This is a genomic window from Streptomyces sp. NPDC006510 (assembly GCF_040611955.1).
Taxonomy (GTDB): Bacteria; Actinomycetota; Actinomycetes; order Streptomycetales; family Streptomycetaceae; genus Streptomyces.
In genome coordinates this window covers 14,496-33,803 of the sequence record NZ_JBEXPH010000045.1, presented here as the reverse complement: position 1 = coordinate 33,803, position 19,308 = coordinate 14,496, and the positions used below count along the sequence as shown (strand labels likewise).

Below are 19,308 nucleotides of genomic sequence, written 5' to 3'. Positions count from 1 at the left end.
TCGCGGTGAAGTCCCGCCCGGCCGGTGAGCTTTCACCGGCCGACCGGGGCGGACATCATCCGCGTGGATGGCGCAGCCGTGCCGAGACCCAGCGGGCCCGACGGCGCAGAATGCGCGAAATACCGAGCCGGGGATCGTGCAGAACATGCATATCGTGCACCCGGCCCTGCGGGCCGCCCCTCTCATGAGTGCTCGGAACCGCCGTGGCGGTCGAGCGGCGGTTGCGTGCTGTGTCACCGAAGTCGTGCGTCCAGCCCATACCGGGACGTCTGCCCGTGCCTCATGGTCGGTAACCGCCCATCCGTCAGCCAATTGGCCTATGCGCCGGGCAATTGGCTGTTCGTCGGACAAGTGTGCCCGTACGGCTACCGGTCGGGCTCGGGATCCTTGAGCCAGTTGATGAGTTCGGCCGAGAACCCGGCCGGATCCTCCTCGTGGGGGAAGTGCCCCAGACCGTCGAAAAGTCGCCAACGGTACGGCGCTTCGACGTACTCGCCGGACCCCGCCGCGCTTCGCGTGCGGATCGCCGGATCGAGTGAACCGTGCAGATGCAGCGTCGGTACCCGCACCGGCAGTTTCATCCGCCGGTTGAACTGGATTCCGTCCGGACGGGCGAGGGAACGCACCATCCAGCGGTACGGCTCGATCGAGCAGTGCGCCGTCGACGGGATGCACATCGCGCGCCGGTAGACGTCCACCGCCGCGTCGTCGGGGAAGTCCGGGGTCCGGGGGCCCGCCCAGTCATGGATCAGCCGGCCGACCAACGCCGCGTCGTCCGCGACGAGCTGACGTTCCGGCACCCACGGGCGCTGGAAACCCCAGATGTACGAGCCGGCCCGGGACTGCGCGAAGTCGGAGAGCATCGAGGAGCGCCAGCGGCGCGGATGCGGCATCGAGGAGACCACGAGGCGGCGCACCAGCTTCGGACGCATCACCGCGGCCGTCCAGGCGAGGTAGCCGCCCATGTCATGGCCGACCAGGGCCGCGTCCGGTTCGCCGAGTGAGCGGATCACGCCGGTGATGTCGAGCGCCAGGTTGGCGGGGTCGTAACCCCGGGGCGTACGGTCGCTGCCGCCTACCCCGCGCAGATCCATCGCGACGGCCCGGAAACCGGCGTCGGCCAGCGCGGTGAGCTGGTGGCGCCAGGTCCACCAGAACTGCGGGAAGCCGTGCAGCAGCAGCACCAGCGGCCCCTCGCCGAGCTCGGCGATGTGGAAGCGGGCGCCGTTGGCCGCCACGTCCCGGTGGGTCCACGGCCCGTCGATCCGCACGGGCCCGCCGGATCCGACCGGGCCCGTCGGGCCGATCCGGTTGGTTGGGCCGGGCGGGGTGGGTGAGCCGGGCGAGCTGGGCGAGGCGGTAGAGCCGGTAGAGCTGGGGGAGCTTGCAGGGCCCGAGGGGCGTGGAGAGCCTGGGGCGTTGTCCGGGCCCGTCCGGCCTGCCTTGCCTGCCCGGCCGCCCCGGCCGCCCCGGCCCGCGGGGGCGGCCTGGCCTTCCGGGTCTGCCTGACCTTCCGGGCGTGCCCGACCTTCCGGACCTGCGGGGCCTTCAGGGTCTACTGGGCCGAATGCGCTGGAATCGGGGACCGTCATGTGGACGAGCGTGCCACAGAGGAGGCCTTGTCCTGGACCGGAGCCTTCTCCATGGCCTTGCCCGCCAGCGTGCTGCCCGAGACGGCCGGACGGCTCGTCCCCGCCGTGACGGCGGGCCTCGGGTGCGGCTTGACGCCCTGCAGTACGGCCGCCGTCTGCTTGGCCGAAGCGATGGACTTCTCCGGCGGCTTCAGCTTCTTGAGCTTGGCCACGGCGAACAGCGCAAGCAGCAGCGCCAGCACGATGAAGGCGCCACCCACGATCAGGAACGACCAGGCGAGCCCGAGCCCCAGGTTGTGGATCCCGTACGCCGCCGCGAAGGTCAGTACCGGCACCGCGAACAGGATCAGCACGCCCGCGACGATGAACGCCACGCTTCCGATGACGCCGCGCCTGACGTCCTGTCGTACCTCGGCCTTGGCCAGGGCGATCTCGTCGTGCACCAGTGCGGACATCTCGGCTGTCGCCGCGGCGACCAGCTGCCCGAGACTGCGGTCGGCGCTGCCCGCGTTGTTGCCGGGGTCGCTCATCCCTGACTCCCTCTCCTGTTCTGCTGCTCAACACATCTGGTGTCAGATCATGCCGGACTGTCCGGCTCGCTGCGCGCTGCCCCCGCCAGTTGGGCAAGACGGCGGTGCTCGGCCGCCTTCCTCTCGTGGAGCGCGGCCATCCGCAGGTGGTACTCCGGGTCGTCCTGCTCGTAGATGTCGGGCACCCCGTCCTCGTCCTCGTCGAGCTCCTCCGCCTCGTGCAGCGCCCGGTATCTGCGTACCCGGAGTTTGAGCAGTACACCGGAGAGTACGGCGGCCGTCAGCGAACCGATCAGCACGGCGGCCTTGATCTCGTTGATCATGTCCTCGTCGCCGACGAAGGCCAGCTCACCGATGAGCAGCGAGACGGTGAAGCCGATGCCGGCGAGCGAGGCGACCGCGAAGACATCCGCCCAGGCCAGGTCCTTGTTCAGCTCCGCCTTGGTGAAGCGGCTGGCCAGCCACGTACCGCCGAAGATGCCCACGGTCTTCCCGACCACGAGACCCAGGACGACACCGAGCGTCTCGGGCCGGGTGAAGACGTCCGCCAGTGCGCCGCCGGAGAGGGAGACACCGGCCGAGAAGAGGGCGAACAGCGGTACGGCGACCCCGGCCGACAGCGGGCGGATCAGGTGCTCGATGTGCTCGCCGGGGGGGTGGGTCTCGCCTTCGCGCCGGGTGCAGCGGAGCATCAGGCCCATGGCGACACCGGCGATCGTGGCGTGGATGCCGCTGTTGTACATCAGGCCCCAGATGACCAGGGCGAGCGGTACGTAGATGTACCAGCCGCGCACATTCCTGCGCAGCAGCAGATAGAAGACGGCCAGGCCGATGAAGGCGCCGGTGAGCGCCATGAAGTCGATCTGCTCGGTGAAGAAGACCGCGATGATCAGGATTGCGAAGAGGTCGTCGACGACGGCGAGGGTCAGCAGGAAGGCGCGCAGCGCGTTCGGCAGCGAGGTGCCGATGACCGCGAGGACGGCGAGCGCGAAGGCGATATCGGTGGCGGTGGGGACGGCCCAGCCGCCCGTCGAACCTCCGCCGACCACGTTCACCAGGGTGTAGACAACAGCCGGAACCGCCATTCCGCACAGTGCGGCGACGACCGGGAGGGCGGCCGCCTTGGGGTCGCGCAGTTCGCCCGCGACCAGTTCCCGCTTGAGCTCGACGCCCGCGACGAAGAAGAAGATCGCGAGCAGCCCGTCCGCCGCCCAGTGCGCCACGGAGAGGTTGAGGCCCAGCGACTCCGGCCCGAAGTGGAAGCCGCTGACGGACGCGTAACTGGAACCGAAGGTGTTCGCCCACAGCAGGGCGGCTATCGCGGCGACCAGCAGGATGACGCCGCCGACGGTCTCGGTGCGCAGGGCTTCGGCGAGGTAGTTCCGCTCGGGGAGGGACAGCCGTCCGAGGAAGGTGCGACGGGAGGGAGACGGGGGTGCGGGGGTGGGCGCGGCCACGAGTGGAGACCTCCGGGTCGGTACGGCAGCGATGGCATGGCTGATGCACTTGCCGACCAGACTTCCCGGCACACCCTGTGGAGATTTCTTATTGCCTTGTTGACGCAACTGCCACTGTACCCGGGGCGTGCGGGGCTGTATCCGGTGATCTTCACCTTAAATGTCCGAGGGGCACCCGGCGCGTTGCCGGATGCCCCTCGGGGACGTACTGCTGCTCGCTGTGGTCAGTCCTCGGAGATCGTGGTCGGTCTCAGAGCCTGTGGTCAGTCCTCGGAGGCTGTGGTCAGTCCTCGGAGGAGGACGACGGCAGCTGGGTCTGGATGAGAGACATGACCGAGGAGTCGGTCAGCGTCGTGACGTCCCCCAGCTCGCGGTTCTCGGCGACATCGCGCAGCAGGCGCCGCATGATCTTGCCGGAGCGGGTCTTCGGCAGCTCGGCGACCGGCAGGACCCGCTTCGGCTTGGCGATCGGGCCGAGCGTGGCGCCGACGTGGTTGCGCAGCTCCGCGACCAGCTCGTCGGAGGCGTCGGCCGTACCGCGCAGTATCACGAACGCGACGATGGACTGGCCGGTCGTCTCGTCGGCGGCACCGACCACGGCCGCCTCGGCGACCGAGGGGTGCGACACGAGCGCCGACTCGACCTCGGTGGTCGAGATGTTGTGCCCGGACACGAGCATCACGTCGTCGACCCGGCCGAGCAGCCAGATGTCGCCGTCCTCGTCCTTCTTGGCGCCGTCGCCCGCGAAGTACTTGCCCTCGAAGCGCGACCAGTAGGTGTCGATGAAGCGCTGGTCGTCGCCCCAGATGGTGCGGAGCATCGACGGCCACGGCTCGGTGAGGACGAGGTAGCCGCCCCCGCCGTTCGGAACCTCGTTGGCCTCGTCGTCGACGACCGTGGCCGAGATACCGGGCAGGGCGCGCTGGGCGCTTCCCGGCTTGGTCTCCGTCACGCCCGGCAGCGGCGCGATCATCATCGCGCCGGTCTCGGTCTGCCACCAGGTGTCCACGATCGGGCACTTGTCGGCGCCGATGTGCTTGCGGTACCACATCCACGCCTCGGGGTTGATCGGCTCACCGACCGAACCGAGGATCCGGAGACTGCTCAGGTCGAACTTGGCGGGGATGTCGTCACCCCACTTCATGAACGTACGGATCGCGGTCGGCGCGGTGTAGAGGATCGTGACGCCGTACTTCTGCACGATCTCCCAGAAACGCCCCTGGTGCGGGGAGTCCGGCGTGCCCTCGTACATGACCTGGGTCGCGCCGTTGGCCAGCGGGCCGTAGACGATGTACGAGTGGCCGGTCACCCAGCCGATGTCGGCGGTGCACCAGAAGACATCGGTCTCCGGCTTGAGGTCGAAGACCGCGTTGTGGGTGTACGCCGTCTGCGTCAGGTAGCCGCCGGAGGTGTGCAGGATGCCCTTCGGCTTACCCGTCGTGCCGGAGGTGTAGAGGATGAAGAGCGGCTGCTCCGCCTCGAAGGCCTCGGGGGTGTGCTCGGCGGACTGCCGGCCGGTGATCTCGTGCCACCAGATGTCGCGGCCCTCGGTCCACGCGGTGTCCTGGCCGGTGCGCTGCACCACGAGGACGTGCTCGACGCTGTCGATACGGGAGACGGCGTCGTCCACGGCGGGCTTGAGCGCGGACGGCTTGCCGCGGCGGTAGCCACCGTCGGCGGTGATGACGACCTTGGCGTCCGCATCCTGGATACGGGCGGCGATGGCGTCGGCGGAGAAGCCGCCGAAGACCACCGAGTGGGCGGCGCCGATGCGGGCGCAGGCCAGCATCGCGATGGCGGCCTCGGGGATCATGGGCAGATAGACGGCGACCCGGTCGCCCTTGCCGACGCCGAGCTCGGTGAGCGCGTTGGCGGCCCGGGAGACCTCGTCCTTGAGCTGTGCGTAGGTGATGGAGCGGCTGTCGCCGGGCTCGCCCTCGAAGTGGATGGCGACGCGGTCGCCGTTGCCGGCCTCGACGTGGCGGTCCACGCAGTTGTACGCGACGTTGAGCTTGCCGTCCGCGAACCACTTCGCGAAGGGCGGGTTGCTCCAGTCGAGCGTCTCGGTCGGCTCCGTGGCCCAGGTCAGGCGACGGGCCTGCTCGGCCCAGAAGCCCAGCCGGTCCGCCTCGGCCTGCTCGTACGCCTCCGCTTTGACGTTGGCATTGGCGGCCAGATCGGCAGGCGGTGCGAACCGCCGCTCCTCCTTGAGCAGATTGGCCAGGCTTTCGTTGCTCACGACATCTCCCATTCCCAGGGTGTCCGTTGTGTCCCGGGGCATAGCTCATCAGGCCAAAGGCCGGGTGACAAGTGCCTGCCCGAAATTGGTTTAGACCTGTGTCTCGTGTATGGAGACACGGTCCCGCATCCACATGCGGCGCGGCGCGGCGCGGTTCAGTGCGGTGCGGCGCAGTGCGATGCGGAGGCAGGACCACAAGGTCTCACGGCCCTGGAGCGAATGTGGTTCAGGCGCTGGTGCGTTCCAATTCGCCTGGACCGGAGGGATCGCCGGGACGGGCGGGGTCGCCCGCGGTGGTGGCATTGCCGGGACCGGAGTGGTCGTCGGAGCCGGAGGGGTCGCTGGGCTCGGGGTGGGCGCTGGGCCCGGAGGGTTCGCCGGGTCCCACGCGGTCGAAGACCTCGTCGAGCTCCAGCCCACTGCTCGCACCCTCGGTCAGCAGATAGGCCTGTGCCTCGCCCACGTGGAAGTACATGCCGTGCAGCCGGAGCGTGCCTTCGGCGAGCCGCCGCGCCACCGATTCGTGTGCCCGCAGATGCTCCAATTGCTGGACCACATTGGTGAGGCAGAGCTGCTCCAGCGCATCGGTCGGCAGCCGTCCGGAGATCCGGGCCCAGGCGTGGTGCCGGGATGCCATTCGCTCCAGGCTCGGCAGCCCATGTCTCAACCACCGCCACAGGGACGTGGGCGGAGTCTCCGGGTCCGGTTTGCCGCCGAGCAGCGCCTGCATCGCTCCGCAGCCGGAGTGCCCGCAGACGGTGATGGACTCCACCTTCAGCACATCCACCGCGTACTCGATCGCTGCACCCACCGAGTCGTCACCCGACTCGGCATTCGGCAAGGGCACCAGATTGCCGATGTTCCGCACGGTGAACAGGTCACCCGGGCCGCTCGCGGTGATCATGCTGGTGACCAGCCGGGAGTCCGCGCAGGTGATGAAGAGCTGGGACGGGCGCTGCCCCTCGACGGCCAGACGAGCCAGCTCATCGCGCACCAGCGGAGCGGTGTTGCGCTGGAACGAACTCAGGCCGCTGATCAGCCGATTGCCGCCGGTCCTGCGGGGGGCTGCGGGGGCCGGGCCTGGGGCAGGGGCGAGGGCGGGGGCGTTGTGGGGCGTGCCGGGGCGGGTGCCGATGGAGGGGCCGTCGAGGCCGTGACCGGGTTCGGGCGTACGGTCGGGCCCGTCGTGGCAGTGATGGTTGCGCCACGGTGTCCAGGGGCGGCAACAGGAGTGCGCCGCCGAGGTGGGCTCGGCGATCCGGCCGCCGGACCTGCCGGTGAACTCGACCCTGCCGCCGTGGGCGGTCTGGGCGATGCTCCAGCCCTGGATCGCCTCGTACGCCGCATGGTCCATGAAGAAGCCGTCCAGTTCGACGACGGCATCTCCGCCCTGGGGCAGCTGGCCGAGCGTACGACTGAGCCGGGGCACCGCGAGGAACGTCAACTGTCCACGTACGACGACCAGATGCTGTCCGCCCTGATCGGTGACCGTGATCCTGGTCCGGGCGAGCCGGTGCAGGGCGACCGCCACCGCCACCGCGATGCCGATAGCCACGCCCTTGAGTACGCCGAAGAGGACCACGCCGGTGATCGTCGCCCCGTACACCAGGAATTCGCGGTGCTTATGAACGTTGCGGATGTGGGCGAAGCTCACCATCTGGATACCGACCATCATCACCAGCGCGGCGAGCGCGGCCAACGGGATCCACTCCAGCACGGTGACCAGCAGCCCGGTGGCGAGCAGCACCCAGACGCCGTGCAGCACGGTGGAGGCACGTCCCGTCGCCCCGGCGCGTACGTTCGCCGAACTGCGCACCGCGCCGCCGGACACGGCCAGCCCGCCCACCAGCCCGGACAGTGCGTTGGCGATGCCCTGGGCGCGTAGCTCACGGTCGAGATCGGAGCGCCTGGCGGGCGGGGTGGGGGAAGCGGCCGGAGCTGATGCCGAGGGTGAGGGCGAAGGCGAGAGGGCAGGCGCGGCCGATGCGGGTGTCGGCATCGAGCCGGCCCCGGACCGGGCGGCCGTCTGCTCGGTGGCGCGGTCGGCCGACAGCTTGTCCACAGCCACCGCGGCGAGCAGCGACTCCAGGCTGGCCACCAGCATTACCGTGAACACGGCGGTGGCCAGGGCGAGTACGGGGCCGTGCGGCAACTCCGGCAGGGCGTGCGAGCGCCAGGACGGAAGATCGACCCGGGCGATCCCGGGTGCGACGAGTGCGGCCACCGCCGTTGCGGTCACCACCGCGACGAGGGCGGCCGGGACCCGTCGTACGGCGCTGCCGAGACGGCCGGGAATACGAGGCCACAGGACCAGGACGGTGATGGTCAGCACGCCGATGACCGGGGCGGCCGGGCTCACCCGGCTCAACTGGTGGGGGAGCGCAAGGGCGTTGGCGACGGCTGAACTCTGCGGCGAACCGCCGAGCACGATGTGCAGCTGGGCGAGCGCGATGGCCACGCCGATTCCGGCGAGGGTGCCGTGGACGATGGCGGGGCTGACGGCGAGGGCGCTGCGCGCCGCGCGCAGTGAGCCGAGCAGGATCTGCAGAAGCCCGGCCCCGATGGTGATCGCGCAGGTGGTGCGCCAGCCGTAGATCTGGATCAACTCGGCTGTGACCACGGTCAGTCCGGCGGACGGGCCGCTGACCTGGAGGGGAGTGCCGCCGAGCAGCCCGGCGACGATGCCGCCGATCGCGGCGGAGACGAGGCCGGCTTCCAGCGGGGCGTCCATGGCGACGGCGAGGCCGAGCGACATGGGGACGGCCAGCAGGAACACCGTGATCGATGCGGACAGATCGGCGCCCGCGATGCGGAATCGTCCACCGCGTGGCGGCGGGCTGTGTGGTCGCTTGATTCCCGAAGCGCGTGGTGGGCGCGAACTACGGGATGTGCGGTTGTGACGAGTGGGGGCGCAAGCAGGCATGTTCCCGTCTCCTCCGGGCAGCGCGGTCGCGGAATGTGGGGGACGCGGCCGTGGGTCACGGCGTGCAGCGGCGGGATTTCTCAACTCTCAGTAAACAGATCGTAATGGAGAGTAAAGATCTGTGTCCATAGTTGAGATCAAATGGGCCACTCCATCACTCATTGAGGTGAGTAGTCATCTTTTCATTCGGCCTGTCGTGCTGATCCAAACCGAACGGTGTGCGAACTTGACCGCGCCGTGTCGGCACTTCGACGCAAATTACCTGCGAGGAAGAGGGTGGGCGGATGATGGCCGCCACGACGACAGTTGTCGCGAAGAGAGCCGTTACGAAGAGGGCCACTGCGAAGAGGGCCGCCGTCGGGCGGGTCGCCCTGGGCGTCGTGGCCGTCGCGCTGACTGCGGGAGTGGCCGGGTGCTCCTCCGGTTCCGATTCCGATACCGGTAGGGGAGCCGCCGGCCCGGGGGCGGCGAAGAAGGCCGCCGGAGCGAAGAAGAAGGCCCCCGAAGCCGTGGCCGCGCCCGAGAGCGTCGTCCGGCTCATCGGTGACGGTTCCACCGCATTCACCGGCAGTCAGCCGAAGCAGCCTGTGGCGAAGCGGCTGGCGTCCGGTCAGAAGCCGCCGCAGTTCGTGGTGTTCTCGTGGGACGGCGCAGGCGAGGACAGCCAGAAGCTGTTCTCGCACTTCCGTGAGGTGGGCAAGAAGTACCACGCGAACATGACGTACTTCCTCAGCGGCGTGTACATGCTGCCGGAGGACAAGCGAGAGCTCTACGACCCGCCGAAGCACAACGTCGGCAGCTCCGACATCGGTTTCAACGACACCGAGGGAATCCGGAACACCATCACCCAGGTGCGCGCGGCCTGGGAGGACGGTGATGAGATCGGTACCCACTTCAACGGCCACTTCTGCGGTCCCGAGGGCGGCGTCGGAACCTGGTCCGTCGACCAGTGGAAGAGCGAGATCAGCCAGGCCAAGTCCTTCGTGAAGAGCTGGAAGACCAACGCCCCCGGCCTCGATGGGGAGAAGCCGCTGCCCTTCGACTACGACAAGGAGCTCATCGGCGGCCGCACCCCCTGCCTGGAGGGGCAGAAGAACCTGCTGGCCGCAGCACGGACGATGGGCTTCCGCTACGACTCCAGCGGGGTCAACAACCAGGTCTGGCCGAAGAAGAAGGACGGCATCTGGGACCTCTCGATGCAGCTCGTCCCCGTGCCGGGCCGCGAGTTCGAGACCCTCTCGATGGACTACAACTTCATGTTCAACCAGTCCGGTACGACGACGCAGGGCGACCCGAACATGCACGAGTACTGGGGCAATCAGATGCGCGACGGCCTGCTCCAGGCCTTCGACCGCTCGTACGACGGAAACCGCGCCCCGCTGATCATCGGCAACCACTTCGAGTCCTGGAACGGCGGCACGTACATGCGCGCTGTCGAGGAGACCATCGCGTCGGTCTGTACCAAGGAGGGTGTCCGCTGCGTGTCCTTCCGGCAGCTGGCCGACTGGCTGGACGCGCAGGACCCCGCGACGCTGGCGAAACTCGGCACGCTTGATGTCGGCCAGGCGCCTGAGAAGGGATGGACCGCGTTCCTCGACGGAGCGGCGACCGCCGGATCCGGCCGGGCAGCGGGGGCCGACAAGGCTCACGCGGGGCCCGGCGCGGACAAGGCCGGTCGCTAGCTCGACCGCTGGACGGCTCGGCAGCTCAGCAGCTGGACATCTGGGCATCTCGATGTCGTGCATCTGTGCAGCTGGACTCGAAATCTGCGCTCGGCGTCGAGGCCCGATGACAGGGGGACACAGTCATGCCGGGCCCGGAGGTCAGCGGCCCTCTTGCAGGATCGCGAAAAAACACAAAGGGGGAACCGGCGAGCGCGGCCGCTGAGCTGCGCGGCCTTCGGCCGTGGCCGACGCGTCATGAGCAGGACGGGCGGGCAGTAGCGCTGCGCGTCAAGCGCCGGACGGGTCGGAGAACCGATCCCGTCCGGCGCTCAAGGATGTACCGGCTCTCGTCGGGAGGAGCGAACCCGTCCGGCGGGGGTGCCGAGGCGGACTCAGGCGGGCTGAGCGGCGCCGTCCTGCGCGTATCGCTCGTCGAGAACGAAGGCGGGGTCGACCTGGGCAGCCAGATCGGCGCCCGTCTTCTCGTTGCCCCAGCTCTCCGCGTTCCTCAGATGGAAATGGACCATCTGCCGCGTGTAGCGCTTCCAGTCCCGCTGCTCGTACGAGTCCTCGGCGGCATTCTGCAGCGCCTGCAGAGCCATCCGGTTGTCCGCCTCCAGCAGCTCGAAGCGAGCGGGGCGGCCCTTTTCCATCGCCCGTACCCAGTCGGAGTGCCCGACGCTGACCAGCAGGTCGTCGCCCACCTCGGCGCGCAGGAACTCCAGATCGTCCTCGCCCTGCACCTTGTTGCCGATGACCATCAACGCGACCCCGAAGTCCCGCGCGTACTCCTTGTACTGGCGATAGACAGAGACGCCCTTACGAGTCGGTTCCGCGACCAGGAACGTCATGTCGAAGCGGGTGAACATCCCCGAAGCGAAGGAGTCCGAACCCGCGGTCATGTCGACGACGACATAGTCGTCGGGGCCGTCGACGAGATGGTTGAGGCAGAGCTCGACCGCTCCGACCTTGGAGTGGTAGCAGGCCACGCCCAGATCCGACTCGGTGAACGGCCCGGTGGCCATCAGCCGGATGTCCCCGTCGTCGAGCCGGACCGCACGGGCACACGCGTCATAGATCGGGTTGTCCTCGCGGACCCGCAGCAGCCGTGAGCCCTCGCCGGGCGGAGTCGTCTTGATCATCGTCTCGCTGGAGGAGATGCGGGGATTGCTGCCGCGCAGATACTCCTTGATCAGAGGCAGGTGCGCCCCCATGGCGGGCAGCGCGGCGGCCTCCTGGTCATCGAGGCCGAGCGCGGCCCCGAGGTGCTGGTTGATGTCGGCGTCCACCGCGACGACATGGGCTTCATTGGCGGCGAGGTGGCGGATGAAGAGCGAGGACAGCGTCGTCTTGCCGCTGCCGCCCTTCCCTACGAAAGCGATCTTCATGTTCACCTAGGGTAGCGGTGTGATCGCGGTCTGCTGTCGCACTTCGTGAAGAAGGCCACTCCCGGGCGGTATCGGCGCAGGGTGCGCGTAGCCTCGTTACCTATGAGTACGACTGCCTCTGATCCGCTCGCCGCCCTGGGCGCCCTGCCGGGGGTCGCCGACGCGGTGGACTCCGTACGCAAGGCCGTCGACCGGGTCTACGGTCACCGCGTCATGCGGCGCCGCAGCAATGAGGTCACCGCGGAAGCGGCGCTGCGCGGCGCCCGTGGCTCGGCGGCGCTGTCCGGTGCCGACTGGAACCTGGAGGAGGTGCGCCGACGCACCGACTTCAGCGGTGACGGTGAGGCGCATGTGATCGGAGCGGCCCTGAGGCTGACCGCCGAAGCGGGTCAACTGCTCTCCATCTGGCGGCAGTCGCCGCTACGGGTGCTGGCCCGGCTGCATCTGGTCGCGGCCGGCGGGGCGGCACCCGACGATGCCGTCGGCCGGCCGAGACTGGCCGGCGAGCCTGTGGACGAGCCGCTGGTCGAGGCGCCACTGCCGGACGCCGACGAAGTGGCCGGGCGGTTGGAGGGGCTCTCCGGGCTGATTCTCTCCGGCACTTCGGCACCTGCGCTGGTGACGGCGGCGGTCGTGCACGGTGAACTGCTGGCCCTGCGCCCCTTCGGCTCGTACAACGGCCTCGTCGCGCGGACCGCCGAGCGGATCGTGCTGATCGGGAGCGGGCTCGACCCCAAGTCGATCTGTCCCGCCGAGGTGGGCCATGCCGAGCAGGGGCGGGCGGCTTACATCGGGGCGTTTGAGGGCTATCTCTCGGGAACGCCGGAGGGGATGGCGGCCTGGATCGCGCACTGCGGACGCTCCGTGGAACTGGGCGTCAGGGAGTCGACGGCGGTGTGCGAGGCGCTGCAGCGCGGTGCCGCGTAACACGTATCAGTGGAACGGCTGGATCCCGGGCCGGGCCTGTGAGTCGCGGTGTGCGGCACAGTGTGAGTTGCGGTGCGCGGCGCGATAAATCCACCGAAGTAACTTCATCGCGGTAACTTCAGCGAATTTTCTTCACCGAGTCGACTTCACTACCCGACAAAAGGGTTGCGGCGGTACCGTCCTCGGTACCGCCGCTGGCATGTCTACCCAGTTACCATGCGTCCTCGAAATATGCCCATCAGGTCGGGATGCTTTGCCCGTTTCCCTGGTGCGGCTGGCCCGTAATCGACGGGTCGACGTCGCGTGGGTGCTCGGCTTTCATGCTCGGTCCGTGGGGCCGTATCTGCGTTACAGGTAATCCTCTCGGATGTCCTTGGTCTCGCGGGCCGTTGAGTCATTTGTACTCCAGAGCCGGGGTGAGCGGTAGTGCTGGCCCCACTTCTTTACTTTTAGGTTCAATTACGGGCGAGTTGGATAATTCGCGCTGACCGGGGCGACGTATGCCTGGCCGCCGTCCAGGGGTGCGTCAGACGGAGGCCGTGGCGGCGCGGCGGCGGGAGGTGTACCAGACCAGTCCTGCCGTGACGGCGGCTGCGCCCACCGCTGCCACCGCGACCAGTGCCGGCCGTGGCGGCAGCGAGAACGCGGGCAGTCGCTGCTTGAGACGGACCGGCCGGTCGAAGACGAGAATCGGCCACTCGCGGAGGGTCGCCTCGCGCCGCAGCGCGCGATCCGGATTGACCGCGTGCGGATGGCCGACCGACTCCAGCATCGGTACATCCGTGGCGGAGTCGCTGTAGGCGTAGCAGCGCGAGAGGTCGTATCCCTCCGACACCGCGAGGGCCCTGATCGCCTCGGCCTTTGTCGGTCCGTATGCGTAGTACTCGACTTCTCCGGTGAAGCAGCCGTCGTCGCCGACGACCATTCGGGTGGCGACGACCCGGTCGGCACCGAGCAGCTCGCCGATCGGCTCGACGACCTCGGCGCCCGAGGTCGAAACGATCACCACATCGCGTCCGGCGGTGTGGTGCTCCTCGATGAGCGTCGCTGCTTCGTCGTAGATGATGGGGTCGATCAGATCGTGCAGGGTCTCGGCGACGATTTCCTTCACTTGCTGGACGTTCCAGCCCTTGCAGAGTGCGGAGAGATATTCCCGCATCCGCTCCATCTGGTCGTGATCTGCACCCCCGGCAAGGAACACGAACTGTGCGTACGCAGTGCGCAGTACAGCGCGGCGGTTGATCAGTCCGCCTTGGTAGAAGGACTTGCTGAAGGTCAGCGTCGAAGACTTCGCAATGACCGTCTTGTCCAGGTCAAAGAAGGCGGCTGTGCGCGGCAAGAAGCGGTTTTCCACAAGGCAGAGCATAGGGGGACATCATTCGGCGTAAACTCCGGCGCGTGGGTTTGCCTGAGAAGGCTCTCGGGTACACCATGGAAGTCACGGATCGTTCGCGACCGTGCTAACCCGGTCCGGCTCCTCCCCCCCCGAGTCGGCCGTGGGGACGACCCCCGCTCTCCCCCCCGGCGGGGGTCGTCGCATGTCCGGACGCGTTTCTGCCGTTCGGAATCAAGCATTCTGCCTCCATTTCGGCCGCGACGGCCCGCTTCTCGTGCTGTCCTCCACCATCATGACTCGTCACGGTGCGTAGCGGAAGTGCTGCGCTCCGGAAGTCGCCGGTATGAGCGACAGAGATATTCACAACGGTGGAGTTGTCCACAGTTTTCGAGCAAGATCCACACGATTTTCCGAAGCGCTGCACGGTGATTCCACCGCGAAGTCCGCGGGTTGTGGAATCGCCGATCCCGGAACGCTCCGAGATCACCGCGAACCGCGATGAAGCTGCAGTGAGAGGGGGCGGAGATCGTGGCCGAGTCCATCGCACGGGATCCTCTGTCGGCCGCCGGAGCACGGCGGGGCGGACCGCTGATCGTGACCGAGGATGTGGAACTGCTCGACGATCTGCTGCGGCTGTGTGCGGCAGCCGGAGCGGATCCGGAAGTTCATCACTCACTGCCCGAAAACAGAGGCAGCTGGGAACAGGCTCCGATGGTTCTCGTGGGCGACGATGCCGCCCAGCGGTGCCGAGGGGCGGTGCGCAGGCGGGGCGTGATGCTCGTTGGCCGGGATCAGGACGCCCCGGATGTCTGGCGCCGCGCTGTGGAGATCGGGGCCGAGTACGTGCTGAGGCTGCCCGATTCGGAGAGCTGGCTCGTCGACCAGATCGCCAATGCGGCAGAAGGCGTGGGCCGGCCGGCGCTCACCGTGGGGGTGATCGGCGGACGGGGCGGCTCGGGTGCGTCCACACTGGCCTGTGCTCTCGCGGTGACCGCGGCCAGGGCCGGCCGGCGGACCATGCTGATCGACGGCGACCCGCTCGGCGGTGGCATCGACGTGCTGCTCGGTGGCGAACGGGCCGAGGGGATGCGATGGCCGGATTTCGCCCATTCCAAGGGGCGAGTCGGCGGGGGCGCACTGGAGGAATCACTGCCGGCGCTGCATGGGCTGCGGGTGCTCAGTTGGGGCCGCGACGACTGGGTGGTCATCCCGCCACAGGCCATACAGGCCGTGCTGGCCGCGGCACGCAGGCTCGGCGGGGTGGTGGTCGTCGATCTGCCGCGCCGGGTCGACGAATCGGTGGCCGAGGCGCTCGCGCAGCTGGACCTCGGGCTGTTGGTGGTTCCGGGGGAGCTTCGCGCGGTAGCGGCGGCGAAGCGTGTGGCGTCGATGGCCGGGATGATCCTGGGCGACCTGCGGGTGGTCTCTCGCGGGCCGTACGCGGCGGGCCTCGACGAGCGGTGGGTGGCGCAGGCGCTGGGGTTGCCGCTCGCCGGTGAACTCCCGCTCGACGCCGGGCTGCTGGCTGCCCAGGACGGCGGTGCGCCGCCGGGCGGCAGTGCGCGCGGTCCGCTGGCCAGGTTCTGCGCGGCGTTCTGGGAACGGGCGCTCGCATCGGAGGGCGCGGGGGGACGCGCCGGTGGAGGCGAGTCATGACGGAGATGCTGCTCGATGCCGTACGGCAGCGGCTCGCGCAGAGCGGCACGGCGCCGACGCCCGCCGGGGTCGCGGCCGCGCTGCGGGCCCAGGGACGGCTGCTCGGGGACGCCGAAGTGCTCGGTGCGGCCGATGAGTTGCGTGGCGAGCTGGTCGGGACCGGAGTGCTGGAGCCGCTGCTCGCCGATCCGGTGGTGACGGATGTGCTGGTCTCCGCGCCGGACCGGGTGTGGGTGGACCGGGGTGGCGGTCTAGAACTCACCGGGGTGACCTTCACGGACGCCGCCGCGGTGCGCAGGCTGGCACAGCGGCTGGCCGCCGTGGCGGGGCGCCGGCTGGACGACGCCCGCCCCTGGGTGGACGCGAGGCTGCCGGACGGCACCCGTATGCATGCCGTGCTGCCGCCGGTGTCCGTCGGCTCGACGTGCCTGTCGCTCCGGGTGGTGCGGCCCAGGGCCTTCTCGCTGACGGAGCTGGTTGCGGCGGGGACGGTGCCGCCGGGCGGTGACCGGGTGCTGCGGGCCTTGGTGGAGGCCCGGGTCTCGTATCTGATCAGTGGGGGGACGGGCGCCGGGAAGACGACCCTGCTGTCGAGCCTGCTGGGTGTGGTCGGGGAGCGGGAGCGGATCGTACTTGCCGAGGACTCGGCGGAGTTGCGGCCGGACCATCCGCATGTGGTGCGCCTGGAGTCGCGCCCCGCCAACCAGGAGGGGGCGGGCCGGGTGACTCTCCGGGACCTGGTGCGGCAGGCGCTGCGGATGCGGCCCGACCGGCTGGTGGTCGGAGAGGTACGGGGCGCCGAGGTCACCGAACTCCTGGCCGCTTTGAACACCGGCCACGAAGGCGGCTGCGGGACGGTTCACGCCAATGCGGCCGAGCACGTACCGGCCCGTCTTGAGGCCCTTGGGACGGCGGCGGGGCTGGATCGGACAGCGCTCCACAGCCAGTTGGCGGCCGCGCTGTCGGTGGTGGTTCATCTTGTGCGGGACCGGGCCGGACTGCGCCGGATCGCCGAGGTGCAGGTGCTGGAGCGGGACGCGACGGGGCTGGTGGTGACCGTGCCCGCGCTGCGCTGGGGTGCCGATGGATTCGTGCGGGAGCGGGGCTGGGAGCAGCTGCGGTTGCTGGTCGGGGGTGCGCTGTGACCGGGGGTGTGCCGACGGGGCTGTCGGCGAGCGCGGGCTGTGCGGTGGCCCTGTGCGTCGGGGTGGCGGTCTGGCTGGTGGTGGCGCAGGACCATGGGCGACGGAGGGCTCGGGTGCTGTTCGTCGACGAGGCGGTTCGGCAGCCGCCGTTGCGAGCACGCTGGGAGTGGGCCGGGACGTGGCTGCGGGCGGGGTTGAGGGAGCGGCGGGAGTGGCTCTGCCTCCCGGTGGCGCTGGTCGTCGCCGTGCTGGGGGAGTCCGTGCTCCCGCTGCTGGCCGGGGCGGTGGCGGTGCCGCTGGTGCGGCGGTGGCTGCGGAGACGGGCCCTGGGCAAGGAGCGGGAACGCCGGGCGGCCGGGGTGGTGGCGCTGTGCGCCGCGGTCGTAGGTGAGTTGCGGGCCGGACACGAACCGGGGCAGGCGTTGCTCGTCGCCGTCCGCGGCACCGGGGTGTTGGGGGCTGCTGAGGCCGGTGTGTCGGCTGCGGCGCGATTCGGTGGCGATGTGCCGGGGGCGCTCGGGCAGGCGGCACGGGAGCCGGGTCTGGACGGGCTGGCCGGGGTGGCGGCCTGCTGGCGGGTGGCGGCCGACGGTGGGGCCGGGCTCGCGGCGGGTCTGGACCGCCTGGAGGGCGCGTTGCGGGCCGAGCAGCGCAGACGGGAGGAGTTACGTGCCCAACTGGCGGGGGCCTGGTCGACGGTGGCCGTGCTGGCGTTGCTCCCGGTGCTGGGGCTGGGACTGGGGGCGGCGCTCGGGGCCGATCCGTTGAGGGTGCTGCTGCATACCCCGGCCGGGCTGGTCTGTCTGGCGACGGGCGGGCTGCTGGAGGCGGCCGGGCTCTACTGGGCCGCCCGGATCGTACGGGCGGGGGAGGCGGCATGAGCGGGGTCACCGGCGAAGCCGTCCACCTGATGGCGGTGGTGTGCGCGGTGCTGAGTGCGATCGCCTGCCCGGCCCTTGCTCTGGCGGGGTTTCGGCAGAGGCGGACGGTGCGCCGGCGGGGCGCGGCACTGCTGGCGATCGGTCGGCCAGAGCGTCGGCGCGAGCGCAGGCGCGGGCATACGGGACTTGGTGCCCGGACGAAGGAGTGGATCGCGCCACTGGGCGCTGTGGCGGCGGGCTGGGTGCTGGTCGGCGGCCTCTCAGGGGGCGTGGCAGGGCTGCTGGGGGCGTACGGCGCCTGGCGGTGGCAGCGGGCCCGACCCAGCCCCGAACCGGGGGCCGGGCTCGCGGAGATGGCGGAGGCCGCACGCCAGCTCCCGCTGGCAGCCGACCTGTTGGCAGCCTGCATCTCCGCCGGGGCCGGGCCCCGGGAGGCGGCGGAGGCGGTGGGGGAGTCGCTGGGCGGGCCGGTCGGCATGTGCCTGGCGCGGGTGGCCGCGGAGATCCGTCTCGGTGGTGAACCTGCGGCGGCCTGGGGGCGGTTCGGGGAGATACCGGGTGCAAGCGCGCTGGCCCGCTGCCTGGACCGGGCGGGGTCGACCGGAGCGCCGGCGGCGGAGCCGGTGGCACGGCTGGCCGAGGCGATGCGGGCCGAACGTGCGAGTGCGGCGGTGGCGCGCGCCCAGCGGGCAGGCGTGCGGATCAGCGCTCCCGTAGGGCTCTGCTTTCTGCCCGCTTTCCTGTCGGTCGGGGTGGCGCCGGTGGTGATCGGTCTGGCGACCGGACTGCTGCACACCGGATGACGGAAAAGTAGAAGTAAATATCCATTCAATATGAATTAAGAATTCCATGGGGGTTGGAATGGCGCGGCGAATCAGGGACTGGGTGCGCGGCATGGCACGCCGAGTCCGGTCGGACAACGGAATGACGACATCCGAATATGCGGTGGGGACGATCGCGGCCTGTGCGTTCGCGGCGGTGCTCTACAAGGTGGTCACCAGCCAGCCGGTCATGTCCGCACTGCAGTCACTGCTGAAGGACGCGCTCGATGCGAAGTTCTGAGAGCGGTTCCGGGGCGTGCGGCGGAGGCCGTTCCCGTATCGAGGGCGGGGGAGCCGGAGCCCGCAGGGATCGGGGTGCGGTGACGGCGGAAGCGGCCATGGCGATTCCGGTGCTGGTGGTGTTCGGCCTGGCGCTGGTCTGGGCGCTGATGGCCGCCTCCGCCCAGATCCGGTGCGTGGACGCGGCGAGGGCCGGGGCGAGGGCGGCGGCCCGTTCCGAGCCGGAGGCGCAGGTGCTGGAGGTCACCCGTTCGGCGGCACCCGGCGGGGCCGAAATCGCGATGGAACGGACCGGGGAGCTGTGGCGGGTACGGGTGGCGGCGCCGATGTCGGGGCCGGGCCCGCTGGCCCTGACGCTTCACGCGGAGGCGGCGGCACTGGCCGAGGACACGGTCGGGGCGACGCGATGAACGGGACGGGCGAGAGGGGGCGCACGGCCGCCCTCGCAGGGCTGCGTACAGCCGCCCGTGCATGGCTGCGCCCGGCACGCGGACGCGTGGGCTCGGCGG

Annotated in this window: 16 protein-coding genes; 8 read left to right on the top strand and 8 right to left on the bottom strand. The window is 69.9% G+C overall.

The window, feature by feature from the left end; translation table 11 throughout:
- Positions 1–55: 55 nt before the first annotated feature.
- From ABZY11_RS16465 to ABZY11_RS16440, 6 genes are all read right to left on the bottom strand, one after another.
- Entirely contained in the window at positions 56–259 is a 204-nt protein-coding gene (locus ABZY11_RS16465) for a hypothetical protein (RefSeq protein WP_356479794.1), read from the bottom strand.
- Positions 260–365: 106 nt separating this feature from the next.
- Positions 366–1,307, bottom strand: a complete 942-nt coding sequence (locus ABZY11_RS16460) for an alpha/beta hydrolase (RefSeq protein ID WP_356479807.1) — start codon at positions 1,305–1,307, stop codon at positions 366–368.
- A 281-nt stretch (positions 1,308–1,588) separates the two neighbouring features.
- Positions 1,589–2,122, bottom strand: coding sequence for a phage holin family protein (locus ABZY11_RS16455; RefSeq protein ID WP_356479793.1), 534 nt, complete (start codon positions 2,120–2,122; stop codon positions 1,589–1,591).
- 47 nt (positions 2,123–2,169) lie between these two features.
- Positions 2,170–3,579, bottom strand: a complete 1,410-nt coding sequence (gene nhaA, locus ABZY11_RS16450) for a Na+/H+ antiporter NhaA (protein WP_356479792.1) — start codon at positions 3,577–3,579, stop codon at positions 2,170–2,172.
- A gap of 283 nt (positions 3,580–3,862) precedes the next feature.
- Positions 3,863–5,860 carry an acetate--CoA ligase gene (gene acs, locus ABZY11_RS16445; RefSeq protein WP_356479791.1) on the bottom strand — a complete coding sequence of 666 codons (1,998 nt, stop codon included), beginning with the start codon at positions 5,858–5,860 and terminating at the stop codon, positions 3,863–3,865.
- A 184-nt stretch (positions 5,861–6,044) separates the two neighbouring features.
- On the bottom strand, positions 6,045–8,741 hold the full coding sequence (locus tag ABZY11_RS16440) for a SulP family inorganic anion transporter (protein ID WP_356479790.1): 2,697 nt from the start codon (positions 8,739–8,741) through the stop codon (positions 6,045–6,047).
- Positions 8,742–9,025: 284 nt separating this feature from the next.
- Between ABZY11_RS16440 and ABZY11_RS16435 the strand changes: the two genes are divergently transcribed.
- Positions 9,026–10,423 (top strand): hypothetical protein, encoded by a 1,398-nt coding sequence (locus ABZY11_RS16435; RefSeq protein WP_356479789.1) that lies wholly within the window; start codon positions 9,026–9,028, stop codon positions 10,421–10,423.
- Between the two features lie 374 nt (positions 10,424–10,797).
- Here ABZY11_RS16435 and ABZY11_RS16430 read toward each other — a convergent pair whose 3' ends face one another.
- Entirely contained in the window at positions 10,798–11,793 is a 996-nt protein-coding gene (locus tag ABZY11_RS16430; RefSeq protein ID WP_356479788.1) for an ATP-binding protein, read from the bottom strand.
- A 102-nt stretch (positions 11,794–11,895) separates the two neighbouring features.
- Between ABZY11_RS16430 and ABZY11_RS16425 the strand changes: the two genes are divergently transcribed.
- On the top strand, positions 11,896–12,720 hold the full coding sequence (locus ABZY11_RS16425) for an oxidoreductase (protein WP_356479787.1): 825 nt from the start codon (positions 11,896–11,898) through the stop codon (positions 12,718–12,720).
- Between the two features lie 526 nt (positions 12,721–13,246).
- On the opposite strand, the gene ABZY11_RS16420 is transcribed toward ABZY11_RS16425, so the two are convergent.
- Entirely contained in the window at positions 13,247–14,086 is an 840-nt protein-coding gene (locus ABZY11_RS16420; RefSeq protein WP_356479786.1) for an HAD-IB family hydrolase, read from the bottom strand.
- A gap of 564 nt (positions 14,087–14,650) precedes the next feature.
- Here ABZY11_RS16420 and ssd point away from each other — a divergent pair.
- From ssd to ABZY11_RS16390, 6 genes are read left to right on the top strand one after another with little or no spacing between them, the layout of a single operon-like run.
- A complete protein-coding gene (gene ssd, locus ABZY11_RS16415; protein WP_356479806.1) occupies positions 14,651–15,712 on the top strand; it encodes a septum site-determining protein Ssd in 1,062 nt (353 codons plus the stop codon).
- Positions 15,709–16,857 carry a TadA family conjugal transfer-associated ATPase gene (locus tag ABZY11_RS16410; protein ID WP_356479785.1) on the top strand — a complete coding sequence of 383 codons (1,149 nt, stop codon included), beginning with the start codon at positions 15,709–15,711 and terminating at the stop codon, positions 16,855–16,857. Before ssd ends, ABZY11_RS16410 begins: the two co-directional genes overlap by 4 nt.
- Positions 16,854–17,738 carry a type II secretion system F family protein gene (locus ABZY11_RS16405; protein WP_356479784.1) on the top strand — a complete coding sequence of 295 codons (885 nt, stop codon included), beginning with the start codon at positions 16,854–16,856 and terminating at the stop codon, positions 17,736–17,738. The genes ABZY11_RS16410 and ABZY11_RS16405 overlap by 4 nt, the downstream gene beginning before the upstream one ends.
- Positions 17,735–18,541: a type II secretion system F family protein gene (locus tag ABZY11_RS16400; protein WP_356479783.1), complete on the top strand. Its 807-nt coding sequence runs from the start codon at positions 17,735–17,737 to the stop codon at positions 18,539–18,541. The genes ABZY11_RS16405 and ABZY11_RS16400 overlap by 4 nt, the downstream gene beginning before the upstream one ends.
- Positions 18,542–18,587: 46 nt before the next feature.
- On the top strand, positions 18,588–18,800 hold the full coding sequence (locus ABZY11_RS16395) for a DUF4244 domain-containing protein (RefSeq protein ID WP_356479782.1): 213 nt from the start codon (positions 18,588–18,590) through the stop codon (positions 18,798–18,800).
- The gene (locus ABZY11_RS16390; RefSeq protein WP_356479781.1) at positions 18,787–19,209 is read left to right on the top strand and encodes a TadE family type IV pilus minor pilin; all 423 of its coding nucleotides are present in this window, start codon (positions 18,787–18,789) and stop codon (positions 19,207–19,209) included. The genes ABZY11_RS16395 and ABZY11_RS16390 overlap by 14 nt, the downstream gene beginning before the upstream one ends.
- Positions 19,210–19,308 lie beyond the last annotated feature (99 nt).

What these genes read in the sequence shown, in the direction of transcription:
- ABZY11_RS16465 (WP_356479794.1), bottom strand. Translation starts at nt 259, where the DNA reads ATGGGCTGGACGCACGACTTCGGTGACACAGCACGCAACCGCCGCTCG.
- ABZY11_RS16455 (WP_356479793.1), bottom strand. Translation starts at nt 2,122, where the DNA reads ATGAGCGACCCCGGCAACAACGCGGGCAGCGCCGACCGCAGTCTCGGG.
- acs (WP_356479791.1), bottom strand. Translation starts at nt 5,860, where the DNA reads ATGCCCCGGGACACAACGGACACCCTGGGAATGGGAGATGTCGTGAGC.
- ABZY11_RS16440 (WP_356479790.1), bottom strand. Translation starts at nt 8,741, where the DNA reads ATGCCTGCTTGCGCCCCCACTCGTCACAACCGCACATCCCGTAGTTCG.
- ABZY11_RS16435 (WP_356479789.1), top strand. Translation starts at nt 9,026, where the DNA reads ATGATGGCCGCCACGACGACAGTTGTCGCGAAGAGAGCCGTTACGAAG.
- ABZY11_RS16430 (WP_356479788.1), bottom strand. Translation starts at nt 11,793, where the DNA reads ATGAAGATCGCTTTCGTAGGGAAGGGCGGCAGCGGCAAGACGACGCTG.
- ABZY11_RS16425 (WP_356479787.1), top strand. Translation starts at nt 11,896, where the DNA reads ATGAGTACGACTGCCTCTGATCCGCTCGCCGCCCTGGGCGCCCTGCCG.
- ABZY11_RS16420 (WP_356479786.1), bottom strand. Translation starts at nt 14,086, where the DNA reads ATGCTCTGCCTTGTGGAAAACCGCTTCTTGCCGCGCACAGCCGCCTTC.
- ABZY11_RS16410 (WP_356479785.1), top strand. Translation starts at nt 15,709, where the DNA reads ATGACGGAGATGCTGCTCGATGCCGTACGGCAGCGGCTCGCGCAGAGC.
- ABZY11_RS16400 (WP_356479783.1), top strand. Translation starts at nt 17,735, where the DNA reads ATGAGCGGGGTCACCGGCGAAGCCGTCCACCTGATGGCGGTGGTGTGC.
- ABZY11_RS16395 (WP_356479782.1), top strand. Translation starts at nt 18,588, where the DNA reads ATGGGGGTTGGAATGGCGCGGCGAATCAGGGACTGGGTGCGCGGCATG.
- ABZY11_RS16390 (WP_356479781.1), top strand. Translation starts at nt 18,787, where the DNA reads ATGCGAAGTTCTGAGAGCGGTTCCGGGGCGTGCGGCGGAGGCCGTTCC.